The following is a 20344-nucleotide window of genomic DNA, read 5'->3' as shown; positions in this document are numbered from 1 at the left end:
GCGCAAGGCTTGAGCGCGGCGAAATCATAGGCCTTAAAACCTACTTCTTCTCGACGCTCACGGTGACCCCGTCGCCAAAGACATCGGTGAGCATTGCCATGATGTCCTTCGCCTCGGGAGGGACCTCGGCGGGCGCCGCCGGAGCCGCAGGCGCAGCCGGCGCAGCCGTCACGGGCGACGGCTTGGGGGCCGCGGGTATGGCCGGCTTGGACGATGGCGCAGGAGCCGGCTTCCGCGCGGGTGTCGGTTCCGACTCCGGCGCGGGTGCCGGCGCGGCAATGTCGGGAACGCCATTCACCTGTGCGTCCTCGTCGTAGGACATGGCTGCGGCGTCATCATAGGGAACGGGCTCGTAAGCCGGCACGTCGTCCCAGGGCATTGGCTGCGAAGGCGCGGCTGATACGGGCGCCGGGGCGGGCGCAGGAGCCGGTGCCGGCACGGGCCTAGGTGCCGGAGCCGGCGCGGCGGCGCGCTGGTTGCGGGCGATGTTCGCCCCCTGCAGGCTCGCCTCGGCGTAAACGATGGACCTGCGGCCGAAGATCGACTCGACCACGGGATCGACGATGGAGCGCACGTCGGAGCGGTCGAGCATCTTGACTGCGAAGCCCGAGCCCTTGGGAAGGTTGACCAGAAGGCGGTTTCCGTCATCGGAGAGGATGCTGGAGGTGAGCAGAAGCGACCCGCGCGAGGGGTTGGTCCTCACCAACGCGTCAACGGCCTGCTTCCACTTGCGCTGGAGCTCACCGGCGTCGGTGACGGCAGGGGTCACGGGCGCGGACGGCGCCGGGGCGGGCGACGGAGCCTGCTTGGCGGGTGCCGGCGCGGACTTGGGCGCAGGAACGGCCTGGGACACCCTCTGCGGCGCCGGAGCGACTTGCTGGACCGGAGGCTGCGACGCAGGTGCAGGAGAGGGCGCGGGGGCGGAAGCCGGTTTCGATGCAGGTGCGGGCGCGGCGACAGGCGCAGCCGAGTTCGCGGGCTGGACCACCGCATTTGCAGAGAGCTGCGCGACCTGGCGCTCAAGCTGGCTCACGCGGTCGGCAAGGGAGTCGAGCGTCATGTCGCTCTTGGGGCGAGCGAGGCGCGTCAGGGCAATCTCGAGCACCAGGCGCTGGTTGGTCGCGGTGCGCATCTCGTTGCCGGCATCGTTGATGACGGCAAGCGCGCGAGAAATGCGATCGACCGAGCCGAAGGCAAGGGCCTCGTCCTTAAGGTTCTGCAGCTCGTCCTCGGTCGCGTCCACGACTCCGGGCTTCGCGCCCACGGCGGACACGACGTACACGTCGCGCAGATGCCCCGCGAGCTCACGCGAGAACTGCAGGAGGTCGCGGCCAGACGTCACCAGTCCCGAGACGGCGTCAAACAGGGTGGGCACGTTCCTCTCGGCAATTGCGCAGGCGACACTCACCAGCATAGACCCCGAGACCTCACCCAGGAGGTCCTGCGCGGAGTCAATCGAGATGTTTCCGTCGCCAAATACCGAGAGCTTCTCGAGCGTGGAGAGCGCGTCGCGCATGCCACCACGGGCGTGGCGGACGATCAGGCTCAGGGCGCTCTTGTCAAAGGCAAAGCCCTCCTGCGCGCAGATGTCCTCAAGGTGGGCCTCGATGTCCTCGGAGCCAATCGCCCTGAAGTCGAAGCGCTGCACACGCGAGAGGATGGTGTCGGGGATCTTCTGGGGGTCGGTGGTGCACAGCACGAACACTACGTGCGACGGCGGCTCCTCAAGCGTCTTGAGCAGCGCGTTGAAGGCCGCCGTGGTGAGCATGTGGACCTCGTCGATGATATAAATCTTATAGTTCGCACGAACCGGGGCGTAACCGACGCTGTTGATGATCTCCTCGCGCACGTTGTCCACGCCCGTGCGCGAGGCCGCGTCGAGCTCGTAGACGTCGGGATGCTCGCCGCGCGCGATGAGCTGGCACTGCTCGCAGGTGCCGTCAGGCAGGTTGCCCGGCCCCTTCTCGCACATGAGCGCCTTGGCCAGAAGGCGCGCCATGGTGGTCTTGCCCGTTCCGCGCGGTCCGCAGAAGAGGTAGGCGTGGCTGGTCTTGCCCTCAAGAACGGCGTGCTCGAGCGTCGAGACGACGTGCTGCTGGCCGACGACGTCGGCAAAGGTCTGCGGGCGGTACTTTCTGTAGAGCGATTCCATGGCGCCTCCGATAGGTCCCCGCAAGGGACGGTGTTTGCTAGGTTCCAAGTATACCCGCGGGCACGGTAGGGACAGCTGCAGGCAGGGCAGGCGCTTCTCGGCGAGAAGGGCCTGACGCCTTGGCCGTTACGCCTCCTGGTCCGGATTCCCCTTGGCGAACTTCGCCTTGAGGGCCCCGGCGAGCGCCGGAATGACCGACACCAGGATGATGCCCACGATCACGAGCTCGAAATGAGCCTGAACCGCAGGGATGCCGCCGAAGAAGAAGCCCAGGAGCGTGAAGAGGGTCGACCAGGTGATGCCGCCCAGAACGTTGAAGGCGACGAAGTTGCGCCAGTGCATGCCACCCATGCCCGCGAGGAAGGGGACGAAGGTGCGGATGAAGGGAAAGAACCTGCCCAGGAAGATGGCCAGGTGACCCCACTTGTCCAGAAACGCCTCGGTCTTCTGGACGCGCTCGGGAGTCATGGCCTTGACCCTGCCGGACTCGATGATCTTCCTGCCAAAGAAGTGGCCGATCATGAAGTTGCACTGGTCGCCCAAGATGGCTGCGCACCAGGCAACCCCCAGCAGCATGAAGATGTTGAAGCCGCCACCCTGGGCGAAGAAGCCCGAGGCGAAGAGCAGGGAGTCTCCCGGTAGGAACGGGAAGAAGACGACGCCCGTCTCGACGAAGATGATGACGAAGATGAAGCCGTATGCGGCAATGGGACCGGCTGCGATCATGCTGGCGATGGCCGCGCGGGGGTCCTTAAGAAGCTCGGCAATAAACTGTACGAATCCCATGGATAACCTCGTGAATCGCGGGGGTGCCTCGGCCTCGCGAAGACTGGGTGGGCCACCCCCAAGCTTACAAAAACGCCCCTCGGCCGCGGGTCTCGCAGTCTGGGGGCGCATACAAAGTGAGCTCGATGGGAACGGGCGCCCGTCAGAGGCTCCTTATGGCTGCTGCCTCCCGGCCCTGACCAGGTTCGGAACATGACGTCGCCCGAACCCATCGAGCTCACTCACAACAGTAGACTATACCAGAGAACCCACAGGTAGGTGGTGAACCACAATAAAGTCACCCCGAGGCGCAAGGGGTGTCATGGCGGAAGTTCGCTCCGTCACCCGAGACTCTGTTCCGCAGGACAAATCGGCATCGCCAAGCGCATCCGTTCCACGGCCTTTTGCGCTACGCTAGCGTGAAAATGAACATGCAACCGACGGAGGCGTCCGATGCTCAACAAGTTCTGCAAGAAGCCGCTCTGGGAATGCAACGAAGACCTCGTCCGCGTCGCCCGAGGTGATGAGTTCGCAGACCTCGTGATCAGGCACGCCGATGTCGTCAGCGTGGCAACGCAAGAGATTCTGCCCGACAGCGACATCGCCATCAAGGATGGTCGCATCGCCTACCTCGGCATGGACAGCCACACCGCCGAGCACTGCATCGGACCCGACACGCGAGTCATAGACGCCACGGGCCTCGTGGCCACGCCCGGTCTCATGGACAGCCACATCCACGTCGAGAGCTCGATGACCAGCGTGTCAGAATACGCCCGCGCCGTAGTCCCCCATGGCACGACGGCCATCCTCACCGACCCCCACGAGGTCGGCAACGTCCGCGGCCTCGAGGGTGTCAAGAGCATGTTCGAAGATGCCAAGAACGCGCCGCTCAAGTCCATGATGACGCCACCCTCCTGCGTCCCCGCGGTGCTTGGCGTCGAGGACACCGGCGCCAGTATCACCGACAAGGACATCGCCGAGACCATGACCTGGGACAACGTCGTCGCACTGGGTGAGATGATGAACTTCCCCGGCATTCTTTCTGGCGAGAAGAACGCGCTCGGCGAGGTCCGGGCAACGCTTCGCGCTGATCGCGTCGTCACCGGGCACTTCCCCTCGCCCGACGTCGACCGCGACCTCAACGCCTACATTGCCTCCGGTGTCAGCTCCGACCACGAATGCGGCAGCTGGGAGTCGGTTCTCGCCAAGCTGCGCCTAGGCCAGTACGTCCAGCTTCGCTACGGGTCGGCCTGGCTCAACCTTCCCGGCTACCTTCCCCAGCTTATCGAGAGCGGCGTATGCACCGCCCACTGTCTGCTGTGCACCGACGACTGCCACCCCAACACGCTCGTGAGTGACGGTCACATGGACCGCGTGCTGCGCGAGGCGGTGCGCCTGGGGCTCGACCCCATCGTGGGCATCCAAATGTGCACGGTTAACGCAGCACACTACCTCGGCCTGACGGACATGGGCGTCATTGCGCCCGGCAAGTGCGCTGACATCGTCCTCTTTAAGGACCTCAGCGACTTCGATGCCAAGATGGTCTTCATCGACGGCGAACTTGTCGCACAGGACGGCGTCGCAAAGTTCCCCCGCGCCGACCACCAGTGGCCCGACTGGATGACACACACGATGAGCCTGGGCTTCGAGGTGACGCCGCAGACCTTCGAAATCCCCGCGCTGCGAACCAGCAAGCTCGGCGTCGCCGTTCCCAACGGAGCGACTGTCGCCGAGGGCCTCGGCGACGATGCATGCGCGCCCGTGCCCGATGGCACCGTGACGGTGCGTGCCATCGGCATCACGCCCGGAGACACGATCACGCGCGACGAGTTCGTCGAGGTTCCCGTCAAGAACGGCCTGCTGGTAGCAGACCATGATCATGACGTACTCAAGGCCTGCGTGTTCGATCGTCACCACGGCGCCGATGGCGTCCACAGCTTCGGATTCGTCACGGGTTTCGGCATCCACGGCGCACTCGCTCAGACCGTCAGCCACGATGCTCACAACCTCCTCGTCATGGGCGACAACGACGAGGACATGGCACTTGCGGCGCAGACGCTTGTCGAGTGCGGGGGAGGCGAGACAGCGGTCGTAGACGGCAAGATTCTCGCACTTGTCGAACTCCCCGTCTGCGGCCTGATGAGCGCGGGCAGCGTCGATGACGTGGCCGCGCAGGTAGCCAAGGCCGAGGAGGCGTGGAAACAGATGGGCTGCACCATGCCCTCCCCCTTCATGACCATGGGCGTCATGTCGCTCGCCTGCGTCCCCGTGCTGCGTCTCACCAACCGCGGGTACGTCAACTGCGTCACCTTCCAGATGGAGCCCCTGATGGAAGAGAAGTAGCCCAGTACCGCCCGAATCGCAAGCACTTCAACCATTAGGGGAGCAGGATGTCCAAGAAAACGAAGGGTTCTCGCAGGGCCGGCGCAAGGAAGAGAAGTCAGCCGTCGGACGAGGCCGCGGAGCAGAACGAGACGCACGCAAAGCGCGATGCCGAGAGGTACGGAGACGTGCTCTTCTCGGCGACGTACGACATCACCGAGAAGCTTGCCAAGCAGGCAGCCGTCCTCTACGGGGCGCCCCGCCTTTCCGACGCCGCGATCGTCATGCTCGTCGTCGGCCTGGTTGGCCTCGTGGTCACGCTCGCGACGCCCTATCACGACGTGTTTGTCATGCTCGTCTCGCTGATCTTCGCAGTTACTGGGTCCACGGCCACGCGCAACTGGCCGAACATCCAGGCCTGGGCTCTCATGGGGACCAACATCGGCGAGTCTCAGACCGACGTGCACCGCCATGTCGTGGTCACTTCCGATGAGGTGGTAGTTGAGGGACCGGGTGCTGAGGTCGCCCGGTACCCCCTCTTGCAGCTCAAGCGGGCGCGGCACGACGAGAACGGCTGCCTTGCAAGCTTCGGCAGGGGGCGCGTCGCTTATTTTCCCGCGCGCGTGATGAGCGCCTCTAAGCTGCGCGAACTCGTTCAGATGTTTGAGGGGACATGCTAGCCGCCGTCCATTCCGCAGCAAACGCACGCCATATAACAGAAAAGGTCAGCGCCCTCAGGCGCTGACCTTGAACTTTCTGGTGACCCCGATTGGATTCGAACCAACGACACCAGGTTTAGGAAACCTGTGCTCTATCCCCTGAGCTACGGGGCCGTGCTCATGTATTCTAGCATCACTTTCGTCTTGCGCGAAGCAGATTGTGCAGGCGAGCGACAGAAGCCCTCAGCCGACTACTTGTGCTGCTCGTGCCTGCCGCTCTCAACGGAACGCCTGGCAGCCTTGGCCCTGTCCTTCTGGGACTGCTCCTTGGCCGCCTCGCGTGCGTCTTCCTTGAGCACCTGGCTCATTTTCTTGACCGACATCGACTGGGCGGCAACCTCGGCGGCCTTGCGCATGGGGCGCACGATACGCCAGTCGTAGATGAACGCCGCGATGATCACGGCATACGCAAGCACCATAAGGACAATCATCAGGATCCCCATGGGAGAGCTGGTGCCCTCCATGACGCCGGGCACGAACTGTCCGATTGCCCAGCTGGCAACCGTCGAGGCCAGGCCGATGCCAAGAAGGGTCCACCACACGCGCTGGGAGCGCCTGTAACCCTTGGTATTGGTCAGGAGGACATGAGTCGCGGACATGCGGAGGTCGTCCTTCTCGCGCTGAGCGGCACGCGCGGCCTTCTTCTCTTCCTTGGACATCTCGCTCATGGCCTTGCCAGAGGAGACAACCTTGCCGCCACTCGTCTTTACGACGCGCACGCCGTCAGCGGCCTCGCGAGCAGGCTTGGCCTTGGCAACAGACTTCTTGGAGAAGCCCTGCTTGGCCTCCTTGTTCTCCGTCGCGTTCTTCTCGGAGTCGGCACTCAGGGGGCTGTTTCCCTCGGCCTCCTTCTTGGCAGCGTTGATCGTATCGATGAGCGACATAAGACTAGTTCTCCTTCATGGGCGTGAACTTGGTACCAGTAATGATCTCGAAGGCCTCCTGGTAACGCTTGGAAGTGCCCTCGATGACCTCCTGGGGCAGGTGCGGCGCGTCGCCGGTCATGTCCCAGTTGGCCTTAAGCCAATCGCGGACGTACTGCTTGTCGTAGCTGGGCTGAACCTTGCCGGCCTCGTAGCCATCTGCGGGCCAGAAGCGGCTGGAGTCCGGGGTGAGGCACTCATCGATCAGGGTAAGCTCGCCCTCGATGAAGCCAAACTCGAACTTGGTGTCAGCGATGATGATGCCACGGGTCGCAGCATAGTCTGCAGCAGCATTGTAAATCTTAAGAGCCGCGCTGCGAAGCTGCTGGGCAACGTCGTCGCCGATGAGCTCCTCGCAGCGATCGAACGAGATGTTCTCGTCGTGATCACCGAGCTCGGCCTTGGTGGAGGGCGTAAAGATGGCCTCCGGAATCTTAGAGGCCTCGTGCAGACCCTCGGGCAGGTGGATGCCGCAGACGGTGCCGTCCTGGTCGTAGGTCTTCTTGCCCGAGCCAGTCAGGTAGCCGCGAACGATGGCCTCGACGGGAATGGTGTTGGCCTTCTTGACCAGCATGGAGCGCCCCGTCAGGTAGTCCGCATACTTCTGGAACTCCTCCGGGTAGTCCTTCACGTCCATAGAGATCAGGTGGTTGGGCATGAGGTCGGCGAACTTGTGGAACCAGAACGCCGAGATTCGCGTGAGGATCTCGCCCTTGTACGGGATCTCGTCAGGCAGGATGTAGTCAAACGCACTGATTCGGTCGCTCGCAACCATCAACAGGCTGTCGCCGCAATCATAGATGTCGCGTACCTTGCCGTGAGAATCCGGACGAATCTCCATGGCTCCCATGTTTTTGGCTCCCCTCAAGAGACTAATACAGTGACTACGCCTGGCCAACAGACGCAGCATGTTCGATTGTAGTAGATGCCACAGGAGATTTCGCAGGCACAAGCGCGCTGTCACGCAATGACAACGCTAGCCAATCAGCTCTTCGCCCGAGGGGTTCGGCTTGTAGCTGCGGTCGCGATCGATGGGGATGCGGAGCGTGAACGTCGTTCCCTTGCCAAGCTCCGACTCGACCCCAATGCTCCCGTTGTGCTTGTCGATAATCTCCTTGGTGAGCGCAAGGCCAACGCCCAGGCCACCCGAAACCCTCTCGCGACTGGCGTCAGAGCGCCAGAAGCGCGAGAAAACGCGTGGGATGTCCTCCTTGGCGATGCCGATGCCCGTGTCGCGCACCGAGATGAGCATCTCGTTCTTGAAGCGGTCGCGGTCAATCGCAACGACGACCCAGCCGCCCTCGGGCGTGTACCTCATGGCATTGGACATGATGTTGGTCACGGCCTCGCGAATGAGGTCGGGATTCACGTCGGCATAAAGCTCGTGCGTCGGGATCTTATCGTCAAAGCGCAGGCGGAGGCCGCGGTCGTTAAAGAGCTGCTCCTGCATCGAGACGAGACTTTTGACGACGTAGACCATCTCGGTTCGCTCGGTTTTAAAGTCGGTGTTGTTCTCAACACGGGACAGGTGCAGCATCGCATCGACCAGCCGAGAAAGGCGTCGTACTTCTCCCGCGACAACCTCGAAGTGCTCGTTGTCCGAGGGCAGCACGCCGTCTTGCATTGCCTCGACCGTCGCGAGCATTGCCATGAGGGGCGTGCGCAACTCGTGGGCAACGTCCGAGGTCAGTCGGTGCTCGAACTTGATGTCGCGCTCGAGCTCGGTGGCCATGCTGTCGAAGGTCTCGCCCAGGCGTCCAATCTCATCGTCGCCCTTGAGGTTGGTCCGCGCAGTCAGGTCGCCGTTTCTGATCGCGCGCGCCGTCGAGGTGATCTTCACCACCGGGCGCGTCAGCGTTCGCGAAGAGCAGTAGCCGATGACACCGGCCAGCGCGATTGCGATGACGCCGGCAAGCGCCATACCGTAGTACGAGTTCATTTTGAACGCGGCGTCCGACTTAGTGGTGACGGCCTCGGCGTCAAAGGCCCAGAGCCTGACCGTGCCGAGTTTGATGCCCGACCTGTCCAGAACGTCGGCCGACACGATGGAATCGACGTTGTCCTGATCATTGATGTCATTGGGAGAGGCGCCCTCGTCAGATGACGACTTGCGATTGACCGTGGTGTCGTCGTACAGGACGTTTCCCGAGGCATCGAGCACCTGCATTCCCAGGTCGGGATAGGCGGCCGTGATCGCGGGGGCATAGCCCACCACGTCGGGGGTCCAGCCGCCCGATTCCTCATACTGGCTGGAGAGCGCGTCGGCCGTCTGCTGGGCAAGCCTTTGCATGTTGTCCCGCGCATAGCCCTGGAACTGCTGCTCCCACACTGTTGCCAGAACGACGGTGAAGATGGCGACGCACATGACAGCGGTCATGACGAAGTAGAACGCCATCCTGCCGGTAAAGGTCTTCGCCGGGCGCGTCGGCCTCGCATCACGCTTGAGCGTGCTGAAGTAGGCCTTGGACGACTCCGACATGTCCATGTTCAGGACCTCATCGTAGTAGCGGGCAATGTCCTCGGAGTAGAGGTCTTCTTTCGGCATATCGTCACTTTCACCCATCTGTCGACACCTCACTCAGAAAAAAGGGCGCCAAGCGATCTGCCTGGCGCCCATTGCTAACGTTGCATGCGCAATCCAACCGCGAGGCTACTTTGCCTCGTCCGCCGCACCGTCCTTGTTGGCAGACTCGAAGCGATAGCCAACGCCGTGGACAGTATAAAGCCAGCGGGGATTACGAGGATCGTCGCCCAGCTTGGCACGGAGGTTCTTGACGTGCGAGTCGATGGTGCGCTCGTAGCCCTCGAAGTCGTAGCCCAGGACTTTCTCGACCAGTTCCATGCGCGTGTAGACGCGGCCCGGGTAGCGAGCGAGGGTGGTCAGCAGCTTGAACTCGGACGCGGTAAGATCGACTTCCTTGTTCTCGACCATGACCTTGTGGCCCGAGATGTCGATGACGAGGTCGCCGAAGTCCAGAACCTCAAGCTGGGGCTCGCTCTCGGTATGGGCACGGCGGAGCAGCGCACGCACGCGGGCGACGAGCTCACGCGGCGAGAAGGGCTTGATCAGGTAGTCGTCGGCGCCAAGCTCCAGGCCAATGATGCGGTCCTCGACCTCGCCCTTTGCGGTCAGCATGATGATGGGCACATTGGAGGTCTCGCGAACGGCGCGGCAGACGCGCTCACCCGAGAGCTTGGGAAGCATGAGGTCGAGAATGATGAGGTCGAAGGAGTGCTTCTCGAACTCTTCGAGGGCGCTCTGCCCGTCACCCACGCCGCGGACGACGTAGCCCTCGCGCTCGAGATAAGCGGCAACCGCATCGCGGATCGTCTTCTCATCCTCAACAAGGAGGATTCTCTTCTCCTCTGAAGCCATCTGGCTGCTCCTTACTTTTCGTACCTGGACGCGCGGGCGGAAAACCGGAGGCGCAACATCGTTTCAAACGGTGCCATTCAAAAATGGCATAGGCTAAGTGACAGATTAATGGTCATAAGCGTTTGCTATTTTAACGCAGCTTACAAATTATCGCTTGTGACTCATTACGAAACGGCCTAAGTGTCACTCTTTACAGGTCAAACGCACGCACCACGACGGTGGACGGATAACCGGTATCCTCCGCCTTAACGGTGCAGAAGGTCACGAAACGCGACGTGGTGCCCACGCTTGAGGGGTACTCGCCGTAGTCGAGCGACCGATTGGTCGCGGCGAGAATCGAATACGAGCGCTTGTCGGTATCGACCACGAAGTACGACGACGAGCTCTTGATGAAGTATCGGCTACCCTTTCCAGCAATCTGGGCGGAGGGCTCACGCGAAAGAGCCACGAAGGGACCATCCGCGCTGCCGATGTAACTGCCCATGTTACCCAGCAGGCCGCCGGAGGCATAGTTGGCCTCGATGGAGAAGGCGAACTTATCGCCCATGCGCACCGCACTGAGAGGCTTGACCGACGCCGGAAGGATGAGCTGGTCAAGCTGCTTGCAACCATCACTCAGGTCATACGCCGTGATGCCATAGTAGGTTCCCTTATCGCCCTTCACGCGCGGGACCAGAGTCAGAACGTCATCCGAGACGGCAAGGGGCGCTCCAAACCTGCCGGCGGACTCGACGATTGCGTCGGCACTGCTTCCGCCCGCCTTCCAGGCGTAGCAGAACGAGTGCTCGGTAGACTTGCCGCCCGTGGCGTTCGGCATGACCAACCAGAACACGCGCGAGTCGGAACAGGCAATCTGGGGCGGGTCGTAGTCGGCGGAGGCCTCCCAAAGCGTGGAGATGTCCCCCGTCAGGGCGCCGTCCGAGAAGCGGGCGGCATACAGGTGCCAGCCGCGGTCAAGCAAGTTGATTTCGACCCAGGCGTAGACGCTGTCGCTGCAGCAAGCCTCGTAGATCACGACGTTGTCGGCATCCTTGGTGTGCGGCTCCGAGACCACTTCCACCAGCTTGCCGGTGGTGATGGCAAGTGCCGACGCCTTGACCGGCGGGTTTGCGGAAGAGCCCGCCGTAGTGACGGGAATCCAGGTGTCCCCACCGCCGGGGCGAAGTACGCTGCCCAAGGCGATGTTCCAAGTGTGCGTCGGCGAGAGGGACGACTCGTCGTACGAGAACTTGTTCTCGTTCGTGTTGGGATCGATCACGTAGTCGGCGGATTCGGAATCCACGACGACCGGGTCGCCGCTGCCGTTGCTCGCGTTCTTGCAGCCGTCGAGCGAAGCCGCGACGACGGCGACGGCCGTAGTGGCACCGATGCCCTTGAACAGGCCGCGGCGCGTGATGGCCCGACGTCCGTCCCCATTGCCAGCGAATGGCGCGCCCTCCCGCGTGTTCCTGAAGAGCGCCAAGCTAGGCCTCCGTCTGGATTCCGGCCGACTTGCGAGCCTCAAGCAGACCAAGGGTGAGCTGGTCGGCACACGAGGTCTTGCGCGGGCCACAGGTGTTGCCGGCAAGGGTCTCGACGACCTCGTCGACCGAGCGACCCTCAATGAGCTTGCCAATGGCCTTCAGATTGCCGTTACAACCACCCTCGAACGCGACGCCCTGAATGGTCTTGCCCTGATCGTCGAGCTCGATGTGGATGACGCGCGAGCAGACGCCCCGGGACCTGAAGTCGTAGTGGATCATGTCCTCCCCTTCCGTTTTTCCTCCCTCAGTATACCCACCACCTCGCAAAAGCAAGTCGCCCGCACGACCATGCGCACGGGCGACCACAGAACAGGTATGCGGTTGCGAATCAGGGCTGCTTGCTCAGGAGGGCCCGCGTACTTCTCTCCTGGCGCAAGCCGGGCTAGTCGAAGTCGAGCTGCTCGAGGCGGTCGAACACCGTTTCGATGCGACCGAGGAAGCTCCAGGGGTCGAAGATCTTGTCGAGCTGCTCCGCTGTGAGCTTGCAGGCGGGATCGGCCTCGAGCTTGGAGCGGAAGGTGGTGCCGTTCGGATCGCACTGCTGCACCTCATGCCAGGTTGCCATGGCGTTCGACTGGACGATCTTGTAGGCATCCTCGCGCGTGATGCCCGTGTCGACCAGGGCAAGCAAGACCTTGGAGGAGTAGATGAGGCCGCGGGTCTTGTTGAGGTTAGCCAGCATCTGGGCGGGATACAGAATCAGGCCGTCGACGATGCGGTTGAGGCAGGTGAACATGTGGTCCAGGGCGATGAAGCTGTCTGCCTGGGCGACGCGCTCGGCGGAGGAGTGGCTGATATCACGCTCGTGCCAAAGAGCGACGTTGTCAAACGCGACCTGCGCGTTCGCCTTGACGACGCGAGAGAGACCGCAGACCTTCTCGAGCGTGATGGGGTTGCGCTTGTGCGGCATGGCACTGGAGCCCTTCTGGCCCTTGCGGAACGGCTCCTCGGCCTCGAGGGTGTCAGTACGCTGGAGGTTGCGGATCTCGGTCGCGATGCGCTCGCAGGTCGCGGCGGTCGTGGCAAGAACGCCGGCGAGGTAGGCGTGGTGGTCGCGGCTGATGACCTGTGTCGACAGGGGGTCGTGAACCAGGCCCAGGCGCTCGCAGACGTACTCCTCGACGCGCGGGTCGATGCTGGAGTAGGTTCCGACGGCACCCGAGATGGCGCCGAAAGCGACGTTGTTGCGGGCGTCCTGCAGGCGATCGAGGTCGCGCTTGAGCTCCCAGGCCCAGCTGCCGAACTTCATGCCAAAGGTCATCGGCTCGGCGTGGATGCCGTGGGTACGGCCAACGCAGAGGGTCTCGCGCTCCTCGAACGCGCGACGCTTGCAGATCTTGCCGAGCTTGCGGCAATCCTCGATCAGGATGTCGGTCGCCTGGACCAGCTGGTAGCACAGCGCGGTGTCGCCAAGGTCCGAGCTGGTCATGCCATAGTGGACCCAACGGCTGGGCCTGGGCTTGCCCTCGGGGACGTCAGCGTCAATGTAGCTGCCCATGTTGGTCAAAAACGCGATGACGTCGTGGTTGGTGACAGCCTCAATCTCGTCGACCTCTGCCTTGTTGAACTTGGCGTGATCGCGAATCCACTGCGCCTCTTCCTTGGTGATGCCGTTCAGCCCAAGCTCGGCATGGGCCTCGCAAGCCAGGACCTCGATCTCCTGCCAGATGGCGTACTTGTTCTCGAGCGAGAAGATCTTGCCCATCTCGGGACGGGTGTAGCGATCGATCATGTGGCGTCCTTTCATAAGGAGAAGTGCATGCAATCACGCACAGACAAATGAGCCGCACAAGATTCTACCGCGGCGCCGCACGACGAGGAGACTGCGCAACCAGAGCGCAAACTACCCCCATCGACTCAGGACGTGTGCGCTTCTTTCTTGAAAGGTCGGACCAAGGCGGAGGTCGAATCAGATGTCGGCCACGACGTATCGGCCGGGCTAGACGGCCTTGGCGGCAAGCGACTTTGCCGCAAGTTGGTCGCGACCGAGCGTGTCGTGCGCCTCGCTAATCTGGACGCGAACGGCCTCATGGCCTGTCCCGCCATAAGTGTTGCGCGCACCGGCGATGCCAGCGGGATCAAGGTCCCGTGCGATGTCGTCCTCGAAGAGCGAACTCGCCTTCTTGAAGTCCTCGAGCGTGAGGTCCTCGAGCCCCATGTGGTGCTTCTCGCAGTAAAGGACCAGCTCGCCCACGACCTCGTGCGCGCGACGGAACGGCAGGCCGTGCTTGGCCAGGTAGTCGGCGACGTCGGTCGCGGCAGTGAAGCCCTGTCCAGCCTCGTCCAGCATACGCTGCTCGTGGACCTCCCAGGTTCTCACCATGCCCTCGACGCAGGTCATGCAGTCGTGAAGTGTCTCGGCCGCATCGATCGCGCCCTCCTTGCACTCCTGAAGGTCCTTGTTGTACGCCAGCGGCAGTCCCTTCATAGTCGTGAGAAGCGTCATCAGGTCGCCGTAGACGCGGCCCGTCTTGCCGCGCGTGAGCTCAGCGAAGTCTGGGTTCTTTTTCTGCGGCATGATAGAGGATCCGGTGGAGTACGAGTCGCTTAGCGTGATGAAGCCAAACTCGGTGGTGGACCAGGTGATGATCTCCTCGCACAGGCGCGAGAGGTGCATCATGCTCACGCTGCAGGCGTACTCGAGATCGAGCAGGTAGTCGCGGTCGGACACCGCGTCCATCGAGTTGGGAATGGGGTGGTCAAAGCCCAGGAGCTCCGTAGTGTAGTGACGGTCGAGCGGATAGGTAGTTCCCGCAAGGGCGGCCGAGCCAAGAGGGTTGGCGTCAGCCGCATGATAGGCCGAGGCGAGGCGGCCGAAGTCACGCGTGAGCATCCAGAAGTAGGCAAGCAGGTGGTGCGAGAAGAGCACGGGCTGCGCGTGCTGCATGTGCGTATAGCCTGGCATGACCACGCCGAAGTACTTCTCCGCGCCTTCGAGAAGAGCGTCGCGCAAAGAGCAGTTGGCCTGAATCAGCCCAAGCAGGAGGTCCTTCGCGAGCAGCCGGATGTCAGTTGCAACCTGATCGTTTCTGGACCTTCCGGTGTGCAGGCGGGCACCAGCGTCGCCAATGTCTGCAGTCAGCGCACCCTCGACGGCCATGTGGATGTCCTCGTCGTTGACGTCCCACTCGAAGGAGCCCGATTCGATCTTCTCCTTGATCGCGCGAAGGCCGGCCTCAATCTTCCGGACGTCCTCCTCAGAAAGGACGCCCTGCTTCGCGAGCATCTTGGCATGCGCAATGGATCCGGCGATGTCCTGCCGGTACATCTTCTTGTCCACCTCGAGCGAAGCGCCAAAGCGCTGGGTAAACTCATCGACGCCCTGCTCGAACCTGCCGGACCATAGTGCCATGTGCTTCTCCCCCATCTTGCTAAAAACCTATGCGCAAACGACGTGAACCTTGGCCTTCTCGGTAGGAACCTGCGGAACAGGCGTCGCCGTGTTGCCAATCTGGAACTGCTTGACCTCATGCTCCGACAGCGACTGGACGTGCTTGGGGCCCTGCTGCTTGGACCAGGTCTGCGTGGGCAGCGAGTGGAGGCTGATCCAGCCGGCCGACTTGGAGCGATCGAAGAGGTCGCCGTCGCCGTAGGTGGCCAGGCCCTCCTGATACAGAGAGTAATCGGACTTGCGGCCGGTGACGACGAAGGTGCCCTTGTAGAACTTGGCCCTCACCTCACCGGTCACATACTGCTGGGTGCTCGCGATGAACGCATCGAGGGAGTTCTTGAGCGGCGAGAACCAGAGGCCGTCGTAGATGAGCGTGGCCCACTTCTGATCAACCGACGCCTTGTAGTGAAGCGTGTCGTGGTCGAGGCACATGGACTCGAGGGCCTTGTGGGCGTTGATGAGTGCGAGAGAAGCGGGGCACTCGTAGCACTCGCGGCTCTTGATGCCGATGACGCGGTCCTCGATCATGTCGATGCGGCCATAGGCGTTGGCGCCGGCAATCTTGTTGAGCTTCACGATGAGGTCGAGCATGGACATCTTCTTGCCGTCCAGGGAGACGGGAACTCCGGCCTCGAAGCCAATGACGACCTCGGTCGGCGTGTCGGGAGCCTCCTCAGGGCTGACCGTCATCGTCCAGATGTCCGCAGGCGGCTCGTTCCAGGCGTTTTCGAGCACGCCGCACTCGATGGCCCTGCCGAACAGGTTGTCATCGATGGAGTAGGGCTTGGCCGCCGTGGTGGGAACGGGCACGTCGTGTGCGGCGGCCCACTCCATCTCCTGCTCGCGGGTCAGGAGGTCCCACTCGCGAACGGGAGCGATGACGTTGAGCGAGGGATCGATGGCGTGGATGGAGGTCTCGAAGCGCACCTGGTCGTTACCCTTGCCGGTACAGCCATGGGCAATGTAGGTGGCACCGTACTGGTGCGCAGCCTCGACCATGTAGGCCGAGATCATCGGGCGGGAGAGGGCCGAGAGCAGTGGGTAGGTTCCCTCGTATAGGCCGTTTGCGGCCACGGCCTTGGTCAGGACCTGCTCGGCGTACTCGTTGCGCATGTCAACCGACTCAGCGGCAATGGCACCCATGTCGAGAGCCTTCTGCTTGACCCAATTGAGGTCCTGAGACTCCTGGCCCACGTTGCAGCAAATGGCAACGACGTCGAGGTTCTTCTCGACCTGAAGCCACTTGACCATAACGGAGGTGTCAAGGCCACCGGAATACGCGAGGACTACCCTCTCCTTGTTTGCCGTCTCTACCATCTGTATCACTCCCATGTTTGTTGGCGTGCTCGCCACTTGCTTCCGTCAGTTTCCATGACTATTAGCTACGCTGCATAAGAAAAATGGCACCCGGGCGCGATGCCTGGGTGCCATTTGGTCTCTGTATTTCGAGGTGTATCCCTCTTAGAAGACACAAGTCAGCACGCGCTGGCATCGCAGCGTGATTCGTCGGTTCTGGCGTCGGAGGGAGCTCACTGCGGTCATGTTATGCTGCATATTGGCTTTCCCCCTTCGTAAACCAGCAGCTCGTTGCTGCGCGAGACTTGTTGGGTTGGTACTTTAGCGTGCTAGACGGCGATTGCCAACGATTTCCGCCGTAGGTAATTTTCTTGAAACAAAAGGCTAACATTTCTGCGCGCTCACGTAACAATGCAGCACGTTTGTCGACAAACGCCCCACAAATCCGCAGGTACTCTGCGTATGCGGTCATATGCATATAATATTGCAAGCGTCGTATATGCCACAATGGTCTGACTTTTACGCGCGTTCGTCAAACCCAGATACGAAGACGGGGCCGGAACGTCAGCCCCGACCCCGTTCGCGCAAATTTTCTACCAAAACTTTGCGCAGCTCTACTTGACTCGCACACCCTTCATCATCGCGCCGCCGGCAGTCAGGAGGCCGGCGGCGACCAAGATCAGCGGCGCCACGTCAACCGCAAGGTCGCCCGTCTTGGGAAGCCCGGCGTATGCGGCCTTCGAGCGGGCCTGATGCGAAGGCGCGGAGGTTGCGGCGTAGATGGAGGAAGAATCGTCGCTCGCCTCGGATGCGTTTTGGGCCGCCTTGGCAACGGCAAACGCAGTCGAGAGGTCAAACTCACCCTCACCGTAGTCATAGGCGAGCGCCAGAGCGTGCTTGCCCGCGGAGAGCGCGTCGAGGAAGCTCGACGAGAGCGCCAGAACGGTCGAGCCAGGAAGAACCTCGTAGTCTCCCTCGCTCACAGCAACGCCATCAACGAGCACCTTTACCAGTTTGTCATGACGAGCGTTGGTCTCGAAGACGAGGCCTCTCTCGGAGCCCGCGACATACGTCGCATTTCCGCCATTGGTGAACTGGTAGTCATACGAAAGGCCGAAGCCGCGCTTGTACAGCGTCGGCGAGGGGTCAAACGTGTAGGAGCCGTCATCCTTCTTGGTCATGCTCGGGATGTTGACCGGAAGCTCGCCCGTAGGGTTCCGCGCGTCGAACATCGCCTCGACGGCCGCGATGATATTCGCGTTGTAGGCACCGGCGTTTCCGGAACCACGGTCGGTGGGGTCCATGTTGGTGCCAGAGGCCATGTATGCGAGCACGATTGCGTCGGCGTTCTGATAGCGAGCGACGTCGTAGGGCAGGTTAGCGCTCAAGAGCACGAACTTTCCACCGGCGGCGTGAGTCTGGTCGATGGCCTTCTGAATGCCCTGGTGGTAAGGAGAGTCATCCTGCAAGCCCGAAACGTTGTACATCTTGCTCAGGGCAATCGTCACGTCAGCGTGCGCGAGGGCGTCGATGAGGTCCTGACTATAGAGGGCGGTGCCGGTTGGTGCGTCATAATAGAGGGCGATGACGATCTTCATGGCGGAGGAGTCCGAGCCGCGGGTCGCGCCCGACACCAGGTTGGTAACCTTGGCATCGGCAGCAATGATGCCCTTCTCCTGAAGGTCCTTGATTGCGTGGTCGAGGACGACCTCGTCGCCCTGCTGGCGGCCAAGGACCACAACGGCTCCCTTGTGGCCGGAGACGGGAAGCGTAATGCTGTCGTTCTTGATGACCGTGACCACCTGCTGGGCAACGTCCATCTCGGTCGCATGGTTCTCGTCGCTGCCCACGACCTGCTTCGCGTTGGCAACGGCCTGATCGAGGTTGATCGCGGAAACGTCAAGGTCGAGAATGCCGTACTTCTTCTTTAGCTCGAGGATGCGCCTGACGCTCTCATTGATGCGGTCCACGGGGATGGAGCCGTCGTTCACCTTCGCGATGAGCGCCGCGATGTACTGGTCGTAGAATGCCGCGGCTTCCTCGCTCTTCAAATCAGTGGGAATGAGGAGCATGTCGGCACCGGCATTGATGACCTTCTCGGCAACGTTCGTGCAGTACTCAACGGACCCCTTTCTGCCAGGAACCAGACCGCCGTCATACACGGCGCCCATCTCGAGGGCGTCGGTAACGATGACGCCGTCGTAACCGAGTTCGCGGCGAAGAAGATTGGTCAGAATCTTGTGGGACATCGTTGCGGGATAGTAGCCCGTGGTTCCGTCGGCGAAGATGACGGGATCGTCGAACTGGGGCAGCGTGATGTGTGCCGTCATGATAATATCGGCGCCGCCCTCGACAACGAACTTGAATGGAACGAGCTCGGTCTTGCGGAGCTCGTCACCAGTCTTGTTGACCGACGCTCCGCCCGTGTGCGTGTCGGTCGCCGTGTCGCCATGGCCCGGGAAGTGCTTGAAGGTCGCGGCAACGTTGCTCTTCTTAAGGCCGCGCATGAACGCCATGGCAAGCTTTGCGACGGTCTTGGGGTCATCCGAGAAGGACCTCACGCCAATCACGGGGTTGAGCGGATTGTTGTTGACATCGGCATCAGGCGCAAAGTCCACGTTGAAGCCAAGGGCCGCAAGCTCCTTGCCAATCACTTCTCCGGTCTTCTCCGCATTGGCCTCGGCCTGCTCGCCCGTCGCGCCGGTCGCCATGCTGCCCGTCATGCGGGTGCCCATAGAGAGGCGTGTCACAACGCCACCCTCCTCATCGATCGGCATGAGGTACGGAATCTTGCTTGTCGCGCCAATCTGACCGTTGTTGGCCTGAAGGTCATACACGAGACGGAACGTCTGCTCTACACCCTTTACGTTCTGGCCAAACAGAATGATGCCGCCATACTGGTGCTTGCGCAGCGCAGCAGCCAGCTCGGGCACCGCGGAAAGGTCAACGACCTCTTGGCCATTCCAAGTACGGATGGCAGGAATGATCATCTGGGCGATCTTCTCGTCGATGGTCATGTGAACGATGATCTGATCGACGTCGCTGTCGGACTGCACGGCAATCTTTGGTGCCGCCGTAGTCGGAGTGGCGCTCGCGGGCAGATGACCGGCATCCGCAGGCACAACCCGCGATGCGGCGGATTCCTGCGCAGTCACAGGAAAAGCGGGTGCGCCCGTCGCGGGCTCGGGGGCTGCGGGGGCAGCGGTTGCCTCGGATACCTCGGCAGAAGCCTGATACACCTGGGCTGACTCATCCTTCGCTTCCAGGACCTCACCAGGTCTCTTGGTAGGAGCCATACTCGCTTCTGGCGAAGGTTCCTCAGCCTTTGCGTCGCCCTGGGCGGCGACCGAGTTTGACGTTACGACGTCTTGCGCGTCTTCGTCTGCCCAGGCAACCCGTGAAAGCGCCGTGGCGGCACCAAAGACCAATGCCGTCGAGAGGAACGCTCGCAACAGGATTGCGACAGGGCGTCTGCCACAACACTTTTGAGCCATTTTTGCCTTCTCTCGTAACCGTAGCCTATGCGCCCACTCGAATGTAGCACCTGAATTGTGACAAGACGTTTCATATAGTTGAGCGGTTTCTTATTGAACCTTTGCGTCAATATCAATATGAACAGTGGTTACAACACCGTGGTACCAGACGAGAAGGTCATGGCATCCGGAGTGGGTGCATGCCGGTTGCCCGACGTGCTACATAAGAAAACGGGCCAGAGGCTAAGCCCCTAACCCGTTGCGTTCTTTGGTGGGTCGTGTGGGTCTCGAACCCACGACCTTGGGATTAAAAGTCCCCTGCTCTACCAACTGAGCTAACGACCCTTTTGCAGGTGAATCATACCACGACGAGTGACCCTCGAACTAGACGACCCACACGGATG

The 20344-nt window shown here is 61.9% G+C and carries 14 protein-coding genes, 2 tRNA genes and 1 other RNA gene; 2 read left to right on the top strand and 15 right to left on the bottom strand.

Annotation, left to right across the window (positions count from 1 at the left end; translation table 11 throughout):
* Nucleotides 1–40 precede the first annotated feature (40 nt).
* From dnaX to ffs, 3 genes are all read right to left on the bottom strand, one after another.
* Nucleotides 41–2152, bottom strand: a complete 2112-nt coding sequence (gene dnaX / locus B5D13_RS05610) for a DNA polymerase III subunit gamma/tau (protein WP_078687341.1) — start codon at nt 2150–2152, stop codon at nt 41–43.
* Nucleotides 2153–2278: 126 nt separating this feature from the next.
* A complete protein-coding gene (locus B5D13_RS05605) occupies nt 2279–2938 on the bottom strand; it encodes a VTT domain-containing protein (RefSeq protein WP_078687340.1) in 660 nt (219 codons plus the stop codon).
* A 119-nt stretch (nt 2939–3057) separates the two neighbouring features.
* An RNA gene (ffs, locus tag B5D13_RS05600) (signal recognition particle sRNA small type) lies at nt 3058–3153 on the bottom strand.
* Between the two features lie 217 nt (nt 3154–3370).
* Between ffs and B5D13_RS05595 the strand changes: the two genes are divergently transcribed.
* Both B5D13_RS05595 and B5D13_RS05590 read left to right on the top strand, forming a co-directional pair.
* Nucleotides 3371–5260: an adenine deaminase gene (locus B5D13_RS05595; protein WP_078687339.1), complete on the top strand. Its 1890-nt coding sequence runs from the start codon at nt 3371–3373 to the stop codon at nt 5258–5260.
* A 47-nt stretch (nt 5261–5307) separates the two neighbouring features.
* Complete coding sequence (locus B5D13_RS05590) at nt 5308–5919, top strand: hypothetical protein (RefSeq protein WP_078687338.1); 612 nt, start codon at nt 5308–5310, stop codon at nt 5917–5919.
* A 77-nt stretch (nt 5920–5996) separates the two neighbouring features.
* Here B5D13_RS05590 and B5D13_RS05585 read toward each other — a convergent pair.
* From B5D13_RS05585 to B5D13_RS05530, 12 genes are all read right to left on the bottom strand, one after another.
* Nucleotides 5997–6072: transfer RNA gene (locus B5D13_RS05585), tRNA-Arg, on the bottom strand.
* A gap of 77 nt (nt 6073–6149) precedes the next feature.
* Nucleotides 6150–6842, bottom strand: coding sequence for a hypothetical protein (locus B5D13_RS05580; RefSeq protein WP_078687337.1), 693 nt, complete (start codon nt 6840–6842; stop codon nt 6150–6152).
* Nucleotides 6843–6846: 4 nt separating this feature from the next.
* Nucleotides 6847–7731 carry a phosphoribosylaminoimidazolesuccinocarboxamide synthase gene (locus B5D13_RS05575; protein ID WP_180363880.1) on the bottom strand — a complete coding sequence of 295 codons (885 nt, stop codon included), beginning with the start codon at nt 7729–7731 and terminating at the stop codon, nt 6847–6849.
* A gap of 126 nt (nt 7732–7857) precedes the next feature.
* The gene (locus B5D13_RS05570; protein ID WP_078687336.1) at nt 7858–9426 is read right to left on the bottom strand and encodes a sensor histidine kinase; all 1569 of its coding nucleotides are present in this window, start codon (nt 9424–9426) and stop codon (nt 7858–7860) included.
* Nucleotides 9427–9531: 105 nt separating this feature from the next.
* A complete protein-coding gene (locus tag B5D13_RS05565; RefSeq protein WP_078687335.1) occupies nt 9532–10257 on the bottom strand; it encodes a response regulator transcription factor in 726 nt (241 codons plus the stop codon).
* A gap of 190 nt (nt 10258–10447) precedes the next feature.
* The gene (locus B5D13_RS05560; protein WP_090991443.1) at nt 10448–11719 is read right to left on the bottom strand and encodes a Tat pathway signal protein; all 1272 of its coding nucleotides are present in this window, start codon (nt 11717–11719) and stop codon (nt 10448–10450) included.
* Nucleotide 11720: 1 nt separating this feature from the next.
* Entirely contained in the window at nt 11721–11999 is a 279-nt protein-coding gene (locus tag B5D13_RS05555; RefSeq protein WP_078687333.1) for a TIGR03905 family TSCPD domain-containing protein, read from the bottom strand.
* Between the two features lie 163 nt (nt 12000–12162).
* On the bottom strand, nt 12163–13512 hold the full coding sequence (purB, locus tag B5D13_RS05550) for an adenylosuccinate lyase (protein ID WP_078687332.1): 1350 nt from the start codon (nt 13510–13512) through the stop codon (nt 12163–12165).
* Between the two features lie 207 nt (nt 13513–13719).
* Nucleotides 13720–15132, bottom strand: coding sequence for an argininosuccinate lyase (argH, locus tag B5D13_RS05545; RefSeq protein WP_078687331.1), 1413 nt, complete (start codon nt 15130–15132; stop codon nt 13720–13722).
* 27 nt (nt 15133–15159) lie between these two features.
* Complete coding sequence (locus tag B5D13_RS05540; protein ID WP_078687330.1) at nt 15160–16488, bottom strand: argininosuccinate synthase; 1329 nt, start codon at nt 16486–16488, stop codon at nt 15160–15162.
* A gap of 593 nt (nt 16489–17081) precedes the next feature.
* Entirely contained in the window at nt 17082–19763 is a 2682-nt protein-coding gene (locus B5D13_RS05535; protein WP_159443994.1) for a glycoside hydrolase family 3 protein, read from the bottom strand.
* Between the two features lie 446 nt (nt 19764–20209).
* Nucleotides 20210–20285: transfer RNA gene (locus B5D13_RS05530), tRNA-Lys, on the bottom strand.
* Nucleotides 20286–20344: the final 59 nt, after the last annotated feature.

The organism is Olsenella sp. KH1P3, assembly GCF_900167315.1.
Taxonomy (GTDB): domain Bacteria; phylum Actinomycetota; class Coriobacteriia; order Coriobacteriales; family Atopobiaceae; genus Olsenella_J; species Olsenella_J umbonata_A.
Note: the sequence above shows the minus strand (reverse complement) of the source record. Positions and strands in the feature narration are given on the sequence as shown.